Annotated in this window: 12 protein-coding genes; 4 read left to right on the plus strand and 8 right to left on the minus strand. The window is 43.1% G+C overall.

The genetic code is table 11. The annotated features are described in order from the left end of the window. Window positions 1-53: 53 nt before the first annotated feature. From NYE72_RS20155 to NYE72_RS20165, 3 genes are all read right to left on the minus strand, one after another. On the minus strand, window positions 54-281 hold the full coding sequence (locus NYE72_RS20155) for a hypothetical protein (RefSeq protein WP_036685795.1): 228 nt from the start codon (window positions 279-281) through the stop codon (window positions 54-56). Between the two features lie 64 nt (window positions 282-345). After that, entirely contained in the window at window positions 346-546 is a 201-nt protein-coding gene (locus NYE72_RS20160; protein ID WP_036685790.1) for a cold-shock protein, read from the minus strand. A gap of 684 nt (window positions 547-1,230) precedes the next feature. Beyond that, window positions 1,231-3,339: a methyl-accepting chemotaxis protein gene (locus NYE72_RS20165; RefSeq protein WP_052097158.1), complete on the minus strand. Its 2,109-nt coding sequence runs from the start codon at window positions 3,337-3,339 to the stop codon at window positions 1,231-1,233. Between the two features lie 176 nt (window positions 3,340-3,515). Between NYE72_RS20165 and NYE72_RS20170 the strand changes: the two genes are divergently transcribed. Then, window positions 3,516-3,920: a CBS domain-containing protein gene (locus NYE72_RS20170; RefSeq protein WP_036685788.1), complete on the plus strand. Its 405-nt coding sequence runs from the start codon at window positions 3,516-3,518 to the stop codon at window positions 3,918-3,920. A 54-nt stretch (window positions 3,921-3,974) separates the two neighbouring features. On the opposite strand, the gene map is transcribed toward NYE72_RS20170, so the two are convergent. Continuing rightward, on the minus strand, window positions 3,975-4,721 hold the full coding sequence (gene map / locus NYE72_RS20175) for a type I methionyl aminopeptidase (protein ID WP_036685786.1): 747 nt from the start codon (window positions 4,719-4,721) through the stop codon (window positions 3,975-3,977). Window positions 4,722-5,120: 399 nt separating this feature from the next. Here map and NYE72_RS20180 point away from each other — a divergent pair, with 399 nt between their 5' ends. The 3 genes from NYE72_RS20180 (at window position 5,121) to NYE72_RS20190 (ending at window position 8,801) form a co-directional block, all read left to right on the plus strand. After that, window positions 5,121-6,776, plus strand: a complete 1,656-nt coding sequence (locus tag NYE72_RS20180; RefSeq protein WP_339210340.1) for a cellulase family glycosylhydrolase — start codon at window positions 5,121-5,123, stop codon at window positions 6,774-6,776. A gap of 832 nt (window positions 6,777-7,608) precedes the next feature. After that, window positions 7,609-7,926 (plus strand): transposase, encoded by a 318-nt coding sequence (locus NYE72_RS20185; protein ID WP_036683594.1) that lies wholly within the window; start codon window positions 7,609-7,611, stop codon window positions 7,924-7,926. Between the two features lie 11 nt (window positions 7,927-7,937). Further along, on the plus strand, window positions 7,938-8,801 hold the full coding sequence (locus NYE72_RS20190) for an IS3 family transposase (RefSeq protein ID WP_256720322.1): 864 nt from the start codon (window positions 7,938-7,940) through the stop codon (window positions 8,799-8,801). Window positions 8,802-9,188: 387 nt separating this feature from the next. On the opposite strand, the gene cysI is transcribed toward NYE72_RS20190, so the two are convergent. The 4 genes from cysI to NYE72_RS20210 all read right to left on the minus strand — a co-directional run bounded on the left by cysI (window position 9,189) and on the right by NYE72_RS20210 (window position 16,669). Continuing rightward, entirely contained in the window at window positions 9,189-10,913 is a 1,725-nt protein-coding gene (cysI, locus tag NYE72_RS20195; protein ID WP_339210342.1) for an assimilatory sulfite reductase (NADPH) hemoprotein subunit, read from the minus strand. A 46-nt stretch (window positions 10,914-10,959) separates the two neighbouring features. After that, on the minus strand, window positions 10,960-12,816 hold the full coding sequence (locus NYE72_RS20200; protein ID WP_076142313.1) for an assimilatory sulfite reductase (NADPH) flavoprotein subunit: 1,857 nt from the start codon (window positions 12,814-12,816) through the stop codon (window positions 10,960-10,962). Window positions 12,817-13,050: 234 nt separating this feature from the next. Continuing rightward, complete coding sequence (locus tag NYE72_RS20205) at window positions 13,051-16,311, minus strand: ATP-binding protein (protein WP_339210345.1); 3,261 nt, start codon at window positions 16,309-16,311, stop codon at window positions 13,051-13,053. After that, a complete protein-coding gene (locus NYE72_RS20210; RefSeq protein WP_036685780.1) occupies window positions 16,289-16,669 on the minus strand; it encodes a response regulator in 381 nt (126 codons plus the stop codon). Before NYE72_RS20210 ends, NYE72_RS20205 begins: the two co-directional genes overlap by 23 nt. Between the last annotated feature and the right edge of the window lie 50 nt (window positions 16,670-16,719).

Here is a 16,719-nt window from a genome sequence, read left to right on the forward strand (position 1 = left end):
AAAAAGACCATATCCTATCAAGGATTGGTCTACCCTATTTATTAATGCTGATCTTAGATTTTTTTCACAATCATATCGATCTCGCTCTTCAGTAAAAGATATCTGACGACACTTCTCATGATCGGAACTTTAGTCAACTTATGCTGATCTACATAACTTTTCATTTGATCTTTAGACAGCCCAAGCAAGCTTCCCGCTTCAGATACCGTCAATACTTCCTTGTTACTTGTAGCGTTAAAGGTTTTCTTAACTTTTAAATTCCAGTCTTCAAACACCTGCATTTACATCCGCCACCTTTCTATAAAAAAATCCCCAAACGATACGTTTGGGGATTCATTTTACTACTTACAGTTTTACAACATTCTCAGCTTGTTGACCACGATTGCCTTGAACTACGTTAAATTCTACACGTTGTCCTTCATCCAGGGACTTGAATCCGTCACCAGTAATTGCGCTGAAATGTACGAATACATCTTCTCCACCTTCAACCTCGATAAAACCAAAACCTTTGTCTGCGTTAAACCATTTCACTGTTCCTGTTTGCATAATATAATTACCACCTTATTTTTATTTACATGTTATTCTTATCCTCAAAAAATCTCTTACAAAATCTCTAAAAAAATAAAAATTCACATATGGTACAAGGTTATTAACGTCTAAAGAATAACCCTCTACGCTATGTGAATTCGCCAGGTAAATACTTTCGATAGATTGATTATAGCACAGCTAACACCAAATAGATACTCTTCTGCATTATGAACAAAATGGGAAGAAAGAAGGAGCTGTGTCATAAGTGATTCTACGAGTGGAGACTGACCTCCTCACTTTCAAAATCTTAAAATCAACAAAACAGCGATTCTTCTGTTCTCGAAGAATCGCTGTTCGGCGTTTTTTGGTCATTCGCGGTCTGCTTCAACTACACTTTCATTATCCTGCGGGGCTTTCGGACTCAGTTGACGTTATTTACATGTTTTTATCCTTTACAGCTAGAATTCGGACACCAGCGACGTTATTCCTTGGAAAGAGGCTCATATTAAGCATTTTTTGGGCCAATAGCTGCACTGGAGTCCGATAACATTCCAAATATCGGATAATCCTACGTTTAAGGACCACTGTGTCCCTTAGCAGGTTACTAAGCGTATTTTCCAGTGACTAAGCATGTGCTTTCGACACAGCAGTCATTTTCATAGCTTAGGGGATAGCCCTTTTTCTAAAATTTGAAAAGGGAATTTAAATTTTAAAATAGGACAATTTATCCAACAGATCTTGCACCATTGAGCTAAGTGACTCCGACGAAGCTGAGATCTCTTCCATAGAAGCAAGCTGCTCCTCTGAGGCTGCTGCCACACTTTGGGAGTCAGATGAAGCTTCCGAAGCAAGATCGGCTAATTGTTTAACTGTAACTGAAATTTGCTCCGTACCCGCGGTCATCTGCTGTGCAGCTGCGGACACCTCTTGGATTTGATCAGTCACCTGCGTCATCTCTGTCAGAATCGAAGTAAATAAAAGATCACTATCAGATACACTTTGCACACCAAGAATTACTTTTTCATTGCCGACAGCCATTGCTTGTGAAGCTTGATTAGTATCTTGCACCACATCTTCAACCAAAGCAGTAACTTGTTCGGCAGCTTTTTTAGTCTGATCTGCCAGCATACGAATTTCTGAGGCCACTACAGCAAAACCTCGGCCATGTTCACCCACTCTGGACGCCTCAATAGCCGCATTTAGTGCCAACAGATTGGTCTGTTTACTTATGTTCGAAATCAGGCCTATAATCCCGCTGATCTGAGCAGATCGTTCGCCTAAACGTTCGATTGCCAGACTCGTCTCATCCACAGACAGCTTTAACTCTGACATTTGGTTCACTGCCATTTGAAGCTGCGCACTGCCCTTTTTCGTCTGATCGGTAACCTCATCTGCAGACGCAGACACCGATGACGAAGAGTCAGCGATCCGTTGCACTCCAACATTCAGCTCGCTCATCGCCATTGAAGAATCACCCGCATAATCACTCTGCAGCTGCGCTCCTTCGGCTACTCGTCCAATTGCCACAGCAATTTGTTCAGCAGCTTTCCCAGTCTGCTCAGCGTTAGCTGTCAGCTCTTCAGAGGTAGCTCCCACAGACATTGATAAATCAGCAACAAGTCCAAACATTTCTCGAAGCTTATGGGTCATATGATTAAAATGTGTAGCCATCTTGCCGAATTCATCATCATTTCGAACCTGCAGGGTTTGAGTCAAATCACCCTGAGACATCAGCTGCAATTTATCAGATAACAAGCGAAGCGGTTTAACTACCATCAACCATAGCTGAAGACCAACAATAACAGCTAAAATCAAAATACCAATAATCATAATGATAAAAAATTCTGTTTTGGCTTGTTCATAATCAGCCATGATAACATCCTTAGAAATCGCTGTCTGTGTGTACCAGACCTGGTCACTTCCAGGCATTGGTATCGGAACAAAAGTCCGCAGCACGTCTTCTCCCTTGGAATTTATCGTGTATCCCAGTGTGGCCTCCCCATTCTTCACACGCTTCCACAGTAATGTTTTATCTTCTGTATCACCGAACTCTTTGAGTACACTTTGAGGATCATTTGGATTGGCTGCATATTTGCCATTACCAGTGATTAAAGAAACATAACCTCCCAGAGGTTTATAGTTAACAGCTTCTTCCTGCAATTGGGTTAACGAAACATCGAACCCTACAGTCCCAAGAAATGCACCCGTTTTATCCAAAATCGGCAGCATGACCGAAATCATCTCTATTGCTCCACCAGTCGTCTCATAGGAATAGGGTTCAATATAGACCGGTTTTTTCTCTTTTTTAGGTAAAAGGTAATAATCACCCGCACCTTCTACATCGTAATTTTTTAAGGGTTCAACCTTAATTGCACCTTGATTTCTAAAGACATAAGGAATAAAACGCCCCGTACCGTCATCATATGGCATCTTATTTATATTAGCCTGATCGTTCTGATCAAAAGCATTGGGTTCCCATAATATGCTCATCCCAAAAATTTCTGGTCTGTGCTCCAGCATAGTTTTCATTGTAGAAACAACATCTTCACGGTCCAAGGTTTGACGTTCTCTTGATTCAATCAGTACCTCAGCGAGCGCTTCACCCGTCGACTGAATGTCTATCATTCTATTCTGAATGGTCTCCGCATAACTTTTCCCTGCGATCTCTGCCTGAAGTTCACCGTTGGATATGCTCACACTACGCAGATTAGCCAGGTTTGCGACTAAACTAAAGAAAAAGATCACAATAATTACTAAACTTACCACCATAACAAACTTAAACGTTAAAGAAAGCCTTCGATACAATGCCATCTGAACAACTCCACTCTAGGATAATATATCTTTAATCGACAAAATACGACCTCTATTCAATAGGACTTATTACCTATAATTCAAGGGATGAAAATTTAAAATTCTATCCATTCCAAAAGTATGTTTAAATAAAAGTAGCCTAATCAAAAAAACATAATACAAAGGAGTTCATGCCGATGGAAATATCCTCTTTTTTGTTGCCAAAAGATCAAGTTGCCTATATCACTAACTCACTATCCATGCTGGAAGCCTTAGAACAATTAGAACAGCACCATTACACGGCTATCCCTATTATTGATAATGAAGGAAAATATGTAGGAACACTTTCGGAGGGTGATCTATTGTGGAAGCTAAAAAACACAGCAGACTTAACCTTTGACAATATAGGGGAAGTTCAAGTAAGCGACATCCAAAAGCATGTTCATAACGAAAGTGTTCTCATTAATGCAGAAATGGAAGATATGCTGACGCTCGCTGCGGATCAGAATTTCGTTCCTGTGATTGATAATGAGGGTGTATTTGTTGGAATTATTAGGAGAAAAGATATCATTGAATATTACACTCGCAACATTACGGATTAATAAAAAATGACCAATCTCCATTACGGAGACTGGTCATTTTATTTTTCATCAAAATTACAGTTCAGTCAGGATAATCGTTCCTTGTGGGGTAATCGCTAAAGTATGCTCATATTGTGCTGACAATCCGCCGTCAATGGTACGCGCAGTCCAACCATCCGCATCAATTTTTGTTCTGTAACTGCCTGTGTTCAGCATGGGCTCAATGGTAAATACCATCCCCTCTTTAAGACGAGGCCCTCTCCCTGCTGGACCATAGTGAGGCACTTCCGGAGCTTCATGCATTTCTGAACCGATCCCGTGGCCAATAAAATCACGTACTACAGAAAATCCGTTAGACTCTGCATAAACTTGGATGGCATGCGCAACATCCCCGATACGGTTGCCTGCAACCGCCTGCTCGATTCCACGGAATAACGATTCCTTAGTAGTGTCTAGAAGTTTGGTCGCCTGTTCACTAATATTGCCAATGCCGTAAGACCAGGCCGAATCTGCCAACCAGCCGTTTAAGTTAACAACCATGTCAATGGTTACGATATCCCCGTCTTTTAGCGGCTCTTTTTTCGGGAATCCGTGGCATATTACATCATTTACAGATGCACAGGTTGCGTACGGGTACCCATTATATCCTTTTTGCTCAGGAGTAGCTCCTTGAGACAATATAAATTTTTCTGCAAATTCATCAATTTCCCAGGTCGTAATACCAGGCTGCAAAATTTGCGCAATTTGACGATGACATTCAGCGAGAATTTTTCCCGCCGCACGCATTTTTTCGATCTCTTCCATCGTTTTCATGATAATCATAATATCGCCTCTTCTGTACAGAACTCATCGCTCTCGGGCAACGGTTCTTCTTTTGTATTTAGTTTACCCTTTATATTATGAAAGAAAATCGCGAGAAATCCAAATCATTAGTCAAAAAAAATTATATTTTCCTTCCTGAATCTAAAAATAACATCATTTTTTTATGATAATGTTAGATGAAAGACGAGTGCCTGATCAGCACTTCGTCTTATTTTCTAATAAAACATAAAATTATTGTTATCGTTAAATTATTTATTATTCCTAAAAATTCCTTTATATGTTATATTCAAAATAACTGAGGAGGTGATACATGCCTGTAATTGAGTGCATTTACTGCAACCACCTGAAGGATACGCATAATCTAAGAAGCAACCCTATTTGATTAAGGAGGAAATGTTGATGAAATTCAGTAAGCATTTTTCGTTCCGGAAAATCAGTTTGTTAGTATTAATTAGTATCCTTACTCTTTCTATTTCTTTACCTCAACAGCAGGCAGCGGCAGCAAACACTTCTGTTAAGGGCTTTTATGTAAGCGGTACCACTTTGTATGATGCCACCGGCAGTCCTTTTGTAATGCGTGGGGTTAATCATGCACACACTTGGTACAAAAACGATCTGGCTACTGCAATACCGGCCATTGCAGCCACTGGCTCCAATACCGTCAGAATTGTACTTTCTAATGGCAGCAAGTGGTCTCTCGATACCTTGGCGGATGTCCAAAATATTCTTAAGCTTTGTGATCAGTATAAATTGATTGCCATGCTGGAAGTGCATGATGCTACTGGCTCAGACAACACATCTGATCTTAACGCTGCAGTCAACTATTGGATCAGCATCAAGGATGCTTTGATTGGTAAAGAAGATCGTGTCATTGTGAATATTGCTAATGAATGGTACGGTTCTTGGAACACTGCAACATGGGCCAGTGGTTACCAAGCGGCAATTCCTGCGTTAAGAAATGCGGGCATTAAGAACACTTTAGTTGTAGATGCAGCGGGATGGGGTCAATACCCACAATCCATTTTCACTAGTGGTCAGGCTGTATTTAATTCAGATACCTTAAAAAATACTATTTTCTCGATTCATATGTACGAATATGCCGGAGGTAATGCTGCTACCGTTAAGAGCAATATCGATAGTGCCTTGGCCATTGGAGCCCCCGTGATTATCGGCGAATTCGGTGACAAGCACACGGGTGGAGATGTCGATGAAGCCACCATTATGAGCTACACTAAGGAAAAAAAGGTAGGATGGCTCGCCTGGTCCTGGTATGGTAATGGCGGAGGCGTCGAATATCTGGATCTAGCCAGCGGTCCAGCAGGAACACTCAGCAACTGGGGAAATACAGTCGTTAATGGAGCAAACGGAACCTTAGCAACCTCCGTGCTTAATAAAATTTATACAACGCCTGGTTACCAACCTGTGCCGGATGGTGGCACAACTCCTACACCTACACCTACACCTACACCTACACCTACACCTACACCTACGCCAACACCAACGCCAACACCAACGCCAACACCAACGCCAACACCAACACCAACGCCAACACCAACGCCAACAGCAACAGTAACACCTACAGCCACTCCTACCGGCTCGCCATCCAGTAATCTGGCACTTTACTACCGTGCAGCAGATACCAATGCTACAGATAACTCAATCAAACCTTACTTCAACATTTATAACAACGGAACAACGGCAGTCAATCTAAATGGACTGAAAATTCGTTATTACTTTACTAAAGATGGAAGCGCCTCCCTCAATGGTGTGATCGATTGGGCGCAGATCGGTGCTTCTAATATATCGGTTGCCCTTGGGTCCACTAGTGGAACGAACGCCGACTCTTATGTTGAGCTTACTTTCAACGCTAGCGCGGGCTCCATACCTGCCGGTGGACAGTCAGGAGAAATCCAATTACGAGTGCATAAAAGCGACTGGTCTAACTTCAATGAAGCAAATGACTATTCGTTCGACCCAACCAAAGTTTCCTTCAGCACTTGGAACAAAGTAACCTTGTATCAAAACGATGTACTGCTCTCCGGCATCGCTCCTTAAAAACATAAACCAGCGAGCCTCCCAAGATTGGAGACTTGCTGGTTTTTAAAATTAGATCTGTTGTAGCGCAGATGTTAGGATAATGCTTACTTATTGTAGCTCAAAAGATGACTGTTGTTAGATTTGTCAGTCAACAGTGATTTACTGCTGTTAGTCTGCTGCTGGATTAGTCTGCTGCTGGACTGTTACTACTTTGATGTTAGTTTACTATTGCTCGTCTATTGTTCCGCTAGTCGATTGCTGCTCTTTTGCTTGGCTATTCTGCGTACTACTCTACTGTTGCTCCTACTGATCTGATTTCACTCTTTCACACTATCTAATTCGACTCTTTCATTACTCTGACGTTAATCTACTATCGCTCATCTGCCGCTCATCTGCTGCTCATCTGCCGTTCTTTACTTTTTGAACACTCGGTTGTGGTTTTCGGACTCAGATGACGCTATTTGTGCGATTTAAGCCGTTTTGAGCAGTTTTCGGACTGGAGAGACTCTATTCCTCTGAAAAAGGCCTGTTCCTGCCTCTTTTCATCCCCATAACAGCGCTGGTGTCCGAACAGTCGGCAAATTGGCAAGATTTCAGGAAATAAGGGCTCCTGAGTCCGTCACCATGTTAGTCTACTGTCGCTCGTCAGCGCTCATCTACTGCTCTGCTCATCTGCTGCTCATCTGCCGTTCTTTACTTTTTGAACACTCGGTTGTGGTTTTCGGACTCAGATGACGCTATTTGTGCGATTTAAGCCGTTTTGAGCAACTTTCGGACTGGATGAAGCTAGAATAAAAAGTGGACAGTAGTTAACAGACTGGCGATAATGAGTCCACGGAGGTGTGTTCACATGGGAGAACATCGACAACGGTATAACGAAGAATTTAAAAAACAGACAGTGCAGTTCATTCAAGAGCAAACAAAGACAGTGGGCGACTTGGCGGAAGAGCTCAACATCCCAAAAAGTACCCTGCATCAATGGATGAGCCAGTATCGAGAACTAAAGAATGAACCGGCAGCTAGCGTGGATCGAGTACGGGAACTCGAGGCACAGTTGAAAGAAATGAGCCGTCAACTTCAAGAAAAAGATAACAAGATTGCTGATGTGGAAGAGGAATTAGCGATCGTAAAAAAAGCAGTGCACATCTTCAGCAAACCAAGGAACTGAGATTCCAGTTTATTGAAAAACATCGCTCCGAGTTTCTCTTGGAGAAGATGTGCATGACCCTACATGTGTCACGGAGCGGGTACTACAAGTGGCGGACAGAAAAAAACAGTACGCATATGCTTCGTAAGGCTGCGATAATGAAGCGAATTCAGTATCATTTTGCAGACCATCAAAAGCGGTATGGGAGTCCGAAGATCACCCGCCTGTTGCATCAAGAAGGTTATACCGTTACCGAACGCACGGTGAGTGTGTACATGCGACATATGAAGCTTCGCTCCATTGTCTCCAAAACGTATCGCGTACAGACCACCGACTCCAATCATGACCATCCGATTGCCCCAAATACGCTGAACCAGCAATTTAAAATACTCAAACCCAATTCAGTATGGGTTACCGACATTACGTACATTCCTTGCCGGGGAGGGCGCTTGTACCTGGCTAGTGTGATGGACCTTTGCACGCGTGAAATCGTGGGGTGGCGCTTGGAGGACCATATGGAAACTAGCTTAATTTCGGGCGCCTTACAAGATGCTTACGAAGCTAAACAACCGGAAAAGGGTCTATTACATCACTCCGATAGAGGTTCTCAATATACTTCTCATGAATACACGAAGCAGTTGAAAGCGTATGGCATGGAGTCCAGCATGAGCCGCAGAGGTAACTGTTATGATAACGCCTGTATCGAGTCGTGGCACAGCATTTTGAAAAAGGAGCTCATTTATTGTAATCCACGATTCAAAACTAAGGAGCAAGCCTACCAGACACTTTTTCAATATATTGAGTTTTATTATAACCGCAAGCGAATGCATGGCGCGCTGGGGTATCTTTCTCCAGTTCGTTTTGCTGAGCAATTGACTAGAATGTCTGTTGCGTGACTGTCCACTTTCTTGACAGAGGTCCAGGAGAGACGCTATTCTTCTGAAAAAGGCCTGTTCCTGCCTCTTTTCATCCCCATAACGGCGCTGGGGTCCGAATACTCTGCAATTAGGCAAGATTTCAGGAAATAAGGGCTCCTGAGTCCGTCACCTTGTTAGTCTACTGCCGCTCGTCGCGCTCATCTACTGCTCTACTATCGCTCATCTACTACTCATCTTCCGCTCATCTACTACTCGTCTGCGCTCGTCTGCGCTCACCTACCATTCTTTACCTTTGGAGCATTTTGTGTACGACACGACACCCCGCGCATCTAACTACGCCCAAACCACAAAAAATACCCCGGCAGCCATCAACTGGCCCCGGGACATTTTTAAATCTACTTTCATTTAGTCATGGAAATTAAGTCCAGAGGTAACGGCTTTAACATAATCTGCACGGATCACAAAATCTCCAAAATGCTCGCCTTGTTGACGTTCTTTGGCATATCGGTGAAGAATAGGTTCAAGCGTCTCTAGGATCTCCTTCTCATCTATGTTTTCTTTATATATTTTATTCAGGCGATCACCCGTAAAGCCTGCTCCTAAATACATATTATATCTGCCTGGAGCCTTGCCGATAAACGAGATTTCACCCAGCGCCGGTCTAGCACATCCATTAGGGCAGCCGGTCATTCGAATTACAATTTCCTCGTCGCGCAAACCAGCTTTATCTATAACAAGCTCCAGCTTATCTATCAACGAAGGCAGATAACGTTCCGCTTCAGCCATCGCAAGTCCGCAGGTTGGCAGTGCTACACAGGACATGGAGCTGCGCCGCAATGCAGAAAGATGTGCTCCATCTGTAAGTCCATGCTGTTTAGCCAGCTCAGCTACTTTGCGTTTTTTGGCAGTAGTGACGTTGGCAATCGTTAGATTCTGATTCGGCGTTAGCCGGAAATCTCCAGTATGGATTTTAGCAATCTCCCGCAAGCCAGTCATCAAGGTGTATCCTTCTTGGTCATGAATCCGTCCGCTTTGGATATAAAGTGTCAGATTCCATTTTCCATTGGTACCCTTCACCCAGCCGTAACGGTCTCCGTTGTGATCAAAATGATAATCATGTGCCGCTTCAAGCTGCCATCCGAGTCTTTCATGCAGTTCGTCAACGAACCATTCCAGACCGTGGCGGTCAATCGTATATTTGAACCGTGCATTTTTGCGGACAGAGCGATTGCCATAATCCCGCTGGATCGTTACGGTCTTTTCTGCCACATCAATCAACTGTTCGGGACGGCAAAAACCAATAATACGTCCCAACTGAGGATAAGTACTGGTATCGCCATGAGTCATCCCCATACCGCCGCCTACAGAAACGTTAAAGCCGACTAGCTTCTCATTTTCCAGAATAGCGATAAAACCCAGATCTTGCGAGAATACATCCACATCATTAGAAGGTGGCACCGCTAAGCCAATCTTGAATTTACGCGGTAAATATACCGGACCATAGATTGGTTCTACTTCCGCACGTTCGCCTAAGCTATCTACTACCTTTTCACCGTCTAGCCAAATCTCATGGTAGGCGGGAGTACGTGGGGATAAGTGATCACTCACTTTGCGCGCCCATTCATAGACCTCTGCATGCACCTCTGACTGGTAAGGATTCGGATTACTCATTACGTTACGGTTAACATCGCCGCAAGCTGCCAGCGTCGTCATCAGCGTATCATTAATGCTGCGAATGGTTTTCTTAAGATTCCATTTGAGTACCCCATGCATTTGAAACGCCTGTCTGGTAGTCAGACGTAAGGTCCCATTACCGTATTTTTGTGCCAAATCATCCATCACTAGCCACTGCTCTGGTGTCGCTACCCCGCCTGGGGCAACTACACGAAGCATGAACTGAAATGCAGGCTCCAGCTTTTGCCGTTCACGCTCATTGCGTAAATCCCGATCGTCCTGCATATAACTTCCGTGAAATTTCAGCAGCCGATTATCATCTTCCGGCAAACCTCCGGTAATCGGATTGCTTAATGTCTCAACAAGCGCGCCCCGCAGATAGTTACTCTCTTGCTTAATGTGTTCAACATCACTTGGAGGCCCGCCGATCGGCTTAACCTTTTCATTGTTTGCCATTGTTGTTATCTCCCCCCGAAGTCATTCGATAACTTTCCTCTATCCATTAGTAAACATCACGTTGGTAGCGCTGCGCCTGCTGCATATTATCCAAATAAGCTGCTGCTTCTTCAGGACTCAGCCCACCCTCATGCTGGATGACAGTAATCAGAGCAGAATGAACATCATGTGCCATATGCTTCTCGTCACCGCAAATGTAAATATGAGCTCCCGCTTGCAGCCATTCGTAGACCTCGCGGCTCTTTTCCAGAATGCGATGCTGAACATATACTTTCTCTTCGGTATCACGGGAGAAAGCAACATCCAGCTTAGTTAACAAGCCGTCTTTTAGCATTCTCTGCCAGTCCGTCTGATAGAGGAAGTCCGTCACGAAATGCCGATCTCCGTAGAACAGCCATGATTTACCTTCCGCCCCAAGCTCGCCACGTTCCTCCAAGAAAGAGCGGAAGGGTGCAACGCCTGTCCCCGGTCCAATCATAATGATCGGCGCATCAGGATTTGTTGGAAGCTTAAAGTTAGGATTATGTTGAATGTAGATGGGCAACGTATCTCCCGGCTGGACTCTTTCAGCACAATGTACCGAGCAGACCCCATAACGCTCACGGCCATGTGCCTCATAACGTACAGCTCTAACCGTTAAATGAACCTCATCTGGATTAGCTTTATAGCTGCTAGCAATTGAATAGAGTCGTGCTGGAAGCTTGCGCAAAATAGTCACAAAGTTACTGGCTGAACCTTCCCATGGAGAGAAGTCCTGAACCAAATCGAGCAGATCGCGGCCTTGAATATATTCCTTAAGCTGTTGCGCACGTTCTGGCGCCAATAAATCCTTTAGTTTGTTAGAAGAAGATAACTTCGCCGCTTGCTCAAGCAACGGTTTGGTTAATACAGTGATTTCATAGTGGTGAAGAAGTGCCTCACGTAAGGAACCTTCTTCCCCTTTTTTATTAAATGGAACAATATCATTAGGATTCCAGCCCATAGTATGAATAATAGCGTCTACCAATTCAGGATGATTCTCCGGGTAGACACCCAGCGCATCCCCTGGCTCAAATTGTATGTTAGAGCCTTCTAGTGATAGCTCCAAATGGCGGGTCTCCCGGTCGGAACCGCGTCCGTTCAGATTTAGATTTTCTAATACTTCCGCTTTAAAAGGATTGTTGCGGGTATACAAAGGCTCCTGAGAATCTGTGTCTTCCGCAGCTTGAACCGCTTTTGCCGCAATGGCCGGAGCATTTAAATGTGCATTTAAGGCACCAATCACGCCTTCAAACCACTCGGTAACCGAATCATCATAATCAAGATCACAATCAATACGCGGACTTAACCGCTTGCCGCCAAGTTCCTCAAGCCGCTGATCGAAGTCCTTGCCGGTCTGACAAAAGAATTCGTAAGAGGTATCCCCCAGTGCCAACACTGAGAACTTCAGATTCTCTAATTGAGGGGCTCTTTTGCTATAGAGAAATTCATGGAACATCCGTGCATTATCTGGCGGCTCGCCTTCACCGTGAGTACTGACCAGCAATAGGAGGTTCTCAACCTTCTTAAGTGCATTGGGCTTAAAGCTGTTCATCGCAGTGAGCGTGACCTGAAATCCTTGCTCCTCCAGCTTGCGGGACAAGCTCCCAGCCAGCCGTTGGCAATTCCCTGTCTGGGACCCAAACAACACGGTCACTTCACGTGAAGCTACAGGTTGACTAACGGCACTACCTTCCGCATTTCCTATCGTATTTGATTGCACTGCTTGAACCCCGGCACCTGCCGATGGTGCAGTAGTAAGGCCCATGGCCGACAAATAACCGCTAAGCCATATTTGCTGTGTCTCCGTTAAGGATGGTAGAAGACGATTGAGTAGCTCGACTTGGCTCTCGTTAAAAGGACTGTTCGTTACCTGTAGTTGCAACAATATCCACCTCTCCTAAACATGAAATCTTCTGATGATCCGTACCTCATGAAATCAGGCTATCACAATAATTGTAAACGATCAATGATGTCGATTTAACCTAATAATTGTAATTTATTGAAAAAGTATCTATATAGTACGTAAAAACCGATCAAAACAGTATGATTTAACCTGTTTTGATCGGTTTCATTATAAAAAGTGATACTATTTATAAAATATTGTGATAAATAAAAGCTATAATTTTTGCTTACTTTCGGGAAATAACACCTCGCCGATCCCCGTCTTAATCTTCACTATCTCCTCAAGCGTATTCGATAGCTCGCCGGGCGGATAAGGTTTAGTTAAATATTTTTGAATTACATCGTTTAATTGATTCTTATCCGATTGATCCAGAGCAGAAGAAATAACGATAGGGATATTTTCAGTTCTTGGATCTTCTTTAAGCATTCGGATCAAATCCCAGCCATCCAGCTCTTCACCCAACATCAAATCTACCACTATCGCCACAAATGGTGTTTTCAAGGCCTGATCAAAAGCTTGCTGTGGATGGTAATGATGGGTAACACGGAAGCCCTTCCCTTTAAGCTCTTCTGATAAAAGCAACGAAAGACTGTAATCATCTTCAACGATCATTACATTAGGCTTGAGCTCTTTATCGGTGCTCCATTTATTAAGCTCATCCTGTTGCCGGCTCGCTTCCGCATGGAGGATAGGGAGGCTAAACCAGACGGTAGTGCCTTCTCCTTCTACGGAATCTATACCGATATTTCCCTTTTGCTTCTCAATGATCTCCTTACAGATAGCAAGTCCAAGTCCTGTTCCTCCAATTCTTTTAGAGGCGCTATTATCCACTCTTCTGAATTTTTGGAATAGCTGTCCTATTTGATCCTTAGGAATGCCAAGACCATTATCCTGGATACGTACAATAATCCTATCCGACTCGTTATGCAGCAGTACTTTAACTTCATTGTTATCAGGCGAGAACTTAATCGCATTACTTAACAGATTCGTCAGAACTTGGACAATCTTATCCTTGTCCACATCAACATCCGCATTCAAAGCCTCATCCACTAGGAGCACATGATGGGTACTGCTCAGTTTATATTGATCAATTACGCCTAATACAATTTCACTGAGATTCAAATGCTCCGTGATATATTGCTGCTTACCTGACTCCATTCTCTGCAAATCAAGAAAATCATTTATGAGCTCCGTCAGTCGTTTAGCTTCTTTATGAATCGTCTCCAGATATTTAAGCTGCTTCTCAGGCTTCATGGTCTTAGACAATAGCAGTTCTGTGAAACCAAGCACACTCGATAGCGGTGTTCTTAGCTCATGACTTACCGTACTGACAAGATCAGATTTCATAAGGTCCAGCTCATATTCTCTAGTGATATCTCTGTAGACAAACAATGTACCAATACGCAGCTCGCGACGGAATACAGGGATCGCATACACATCAATATGCTTCATCGATTCAGTTCCAATGGAGTATTGCATGCTGCTGGATTCCAGAGCATCCTCAGCAATCGCTTTTTCAAAAAACATCCGAAGTTCATGGTTCTCATTCGAGTGCTCGATGAAATAATCCATCCATTTCTGTCGGGTAATCAAAGTTCCTTCTGTCCACTCATAATTAAAAATGTTGCTCAACGCTTTATTCATCTGCAGGAGCATACCTTCTGTATTCACAAATTGTATGCCCTCGTTCACATTATTTACGATGTCCCGATTCAGCTTTCGTCCATGTTCAATCTCTTCATACATGAATAAACGTTCAATCGCCAGCGCTACGCGGTTCATCATCCCCTGAACCTCATTAATCTCTTCTTTGCTGAAGGAATGACCAATCCGGCTGCCACAGAACACTGCAAGAATCTCATCCTCTGCGTTCACAACAGTAGTGTAGAAGTCGTAAACATAGACCTCACTCGCAGAAATCCCTTGCTCTGGTTGTGTGGCCAAACGCTTGATTAGGTACGTTTTTTCCGCTTGCAAGCGATATAACATCTCATTGTTCTCATGATCAAGATAACGCTCCACATTCTCCTGCGGAATGCCTTTCACAGCCGCGATATTATCTTTCACAAGCAGGAAGAAACTCGAATCAAAGGCATACAAGCGATGCATAAACTCAATAAACTTATCGGCAAATTCATGCTTATCCAAGGTATAAGTAATATCATGATTCAGCTGATTATTAAGCTCAAGCATCATCTTGGTCTGTTCTGTATTTTTTAACGTTTCGGCTAGCTCCTGCTGCACGCTTTTCATTGAGGTGATATCGTTCGCAATAAGGATGTATTGATAAATCACACCCTCTTCATTCAGGTACGGCACAATCGTCAGATGCAGCCAGATGGGCAATCCGTCTTTGGCTAGAATCTGCAGCTCATTGTTCCACACTCCGCCTGTATTTAATTTGTTAAAGATTTTCTGATAACCCTCGTCAGAGATATTATAAAGTTCAAATAACTTATAGGTGTAACCGATAATCTCAGACTTTTTATAGCGGGTATATCCACTTAAATTATCATTCGCGTAGGTAAAGACACCTTTAGCAGTAAGGATCCCGACCGCAGACGATTGATCCAAAGCTTTCATCATACTTTCAATTTCACTAAGCGAGCGTTGCAGCCTATATTGCTGATCCTGAAGTTCATCCTGCTGCGCATGCAGCTCTTCATTCTGCATCATTAATTCTTCTTCTTTATCTTGAATACTTCTAGCCATATTAAGAAAAGCATCATAAAGTCGGCCAATTTCATCTTGATTCTTAAGCTTGCCCAGAAGAATTTCTTCTCCTGCAGCCAGGGAATGGGTTGCCCCTTCCAGCTTCAGAATAGGATCTATAAGGTTCTTCAGAATCCGCCAGATCATAAAGGTGAAGATTAGCAGAATAATCGTGCTGAAAAAGAATGCGATAAAGGTAAATTCATTGGCACGTTTGATGTAATCCATAGCCATAGTATTTAATGCGGCATCGGATCGTTGCTTGTACTCTTTTGTATACATTAAAAAATCATTCACTGATTTCGTGTTCCCATCTGCGGATAGAGCTCTCAAAGACACATAATCATCTGCCTCGACAAACCGAATCGCTTCAGGTAAAACTTTAGTTTTGTACTGAACATAAAATGCTTTCAAACCATCTCTAAACAAGGCTTCTTCCGGAGATAAATTGAGATTAGAATAGGTATCCAGAATCTTATCAAAGTTAACAAGTCCTAAGTTTAGGAGATCTAATTCATTGTCACTCTTAAGTGCGCTGAATCCCCTCGCTCGGAAAAAAACCTCATTTAATGCAGTCGCCAATTCGTTAATCGTGTCCGCCTTATTCTGCAGAACTTCACGGTCTCTACTTAATTTGTTCTGCTCATTATTTATGAAAAATAAAAATACAGATCCCATAATAATGATTAACGAAAAAACCAAGGCAATGATACGAAAATATCTATTTTTAATACTGTGATTAGAGCTGCTTCCCTTTGTCACTTAGGATCCCCTCCACAATCTGCAAGAGTTCCATCGGACTAAAAGGTTTTGGCATAAAATAACGTGCGCCTGCATCTACCGCTCGAAGACGATCTACATCTTGGGCTTTGGCTGTTAACATTAAAATAGCTGTAGCCTTCTTTTTCTCATCATCCAGTTGGCCTAGGACTTCAATCCCTGTCATTTCAGGCATCATATAATCCAATATCACCAAATCATAATGATCCTGTGACAATTTTGAAAGCGCCTCTAATCCGTTCTCGGCAGTATGGATCTCCACGTCTTCCAAATCTTCTAAGGTGTCTACGATTAACATCCGTAATACTTCTTCATCATCCACTACCATTACCTTTTGCATAGCTGCCTAATTCCCTCCGCTTTAGATCTCTCCTGCTGCTCACAACATTT

This window comes from Paenibacillus sp. FSL L8-0333, assembly GCF_037965665.1.
GTDB lineage: Bacteria > Bacillota > Bacilli > Paenibacillales > Paenibacillaceae > Paenibacillus_AQ > Paenibacillus_AQ odorifer.

Excerpts from the sequence above, each read along its gene's own strand:
- map (WP_036685786.1), bottom strand. The coding sequence starts at position 4,721 with ATGATTATCATGAAAACGATGGAAGAGATCGAAAAAATGCGTGCGGCG.
- NYE72_RS20155 (WP_036685795.1), bottom strand. The coding sequence starts at position 281 with ATGCAGGTGTTTGAAGACTGGAATTTAAAAGTTAAGAAAACCTTTAAC.
- NYE72_RS20180 (WP_339210340.1), top strand. The coding sequence starts at position 5,121 with ATGAAATTCAGTAAGCATTTTTCGTTCCGGAAAATCAGTTTGTTAGTA.
- NYE72_RS20165 (WP_052097158.1), bottom strand. The coding sequence starts at position 3,339 with ATGGCATTGTATCGAAGGCTTTCTTTAACGTTTAAGTTTGTTATGGTG.
- cysI (WP_339210342.1), bottom strand. The coding sequence starts at position 10,913 with ATGGCAAACAATGAAAAGGTTAAGCCGATCGGCGGGCCTCCAAGTGAT.
- NYE72_RS20170 (WP_036685788.1), top strand. The coding sequence starts at position 3,516 with ATGGAAATATCCTCTTTTTTGTTGCCAAAAGATCAAGTTGCCTATATC.
- NYE72_RS20160 (WP_036685790.1), bottom strand. The coding sequence starts at position 546 with ATGCAAACAGGAACAGTGAAATGGTTTAACGCAGACAAAGGTTTTGGT.
- NYE72_RS20210 (WP_036685780.1), bottom strand. The coding sequence starts at position 16,669 with ATGCAAAAGGTAATGGTAGTGGATGATGAAGAAGTATTACGGATGTTA.
- NYE72_RS20185 (WP_036683594.1), top strand. The coding sequence starts at position 7,609 with ATGGGAGAACATCGACAACGGTATAACGAAGAATTTAAAAAACAGACA.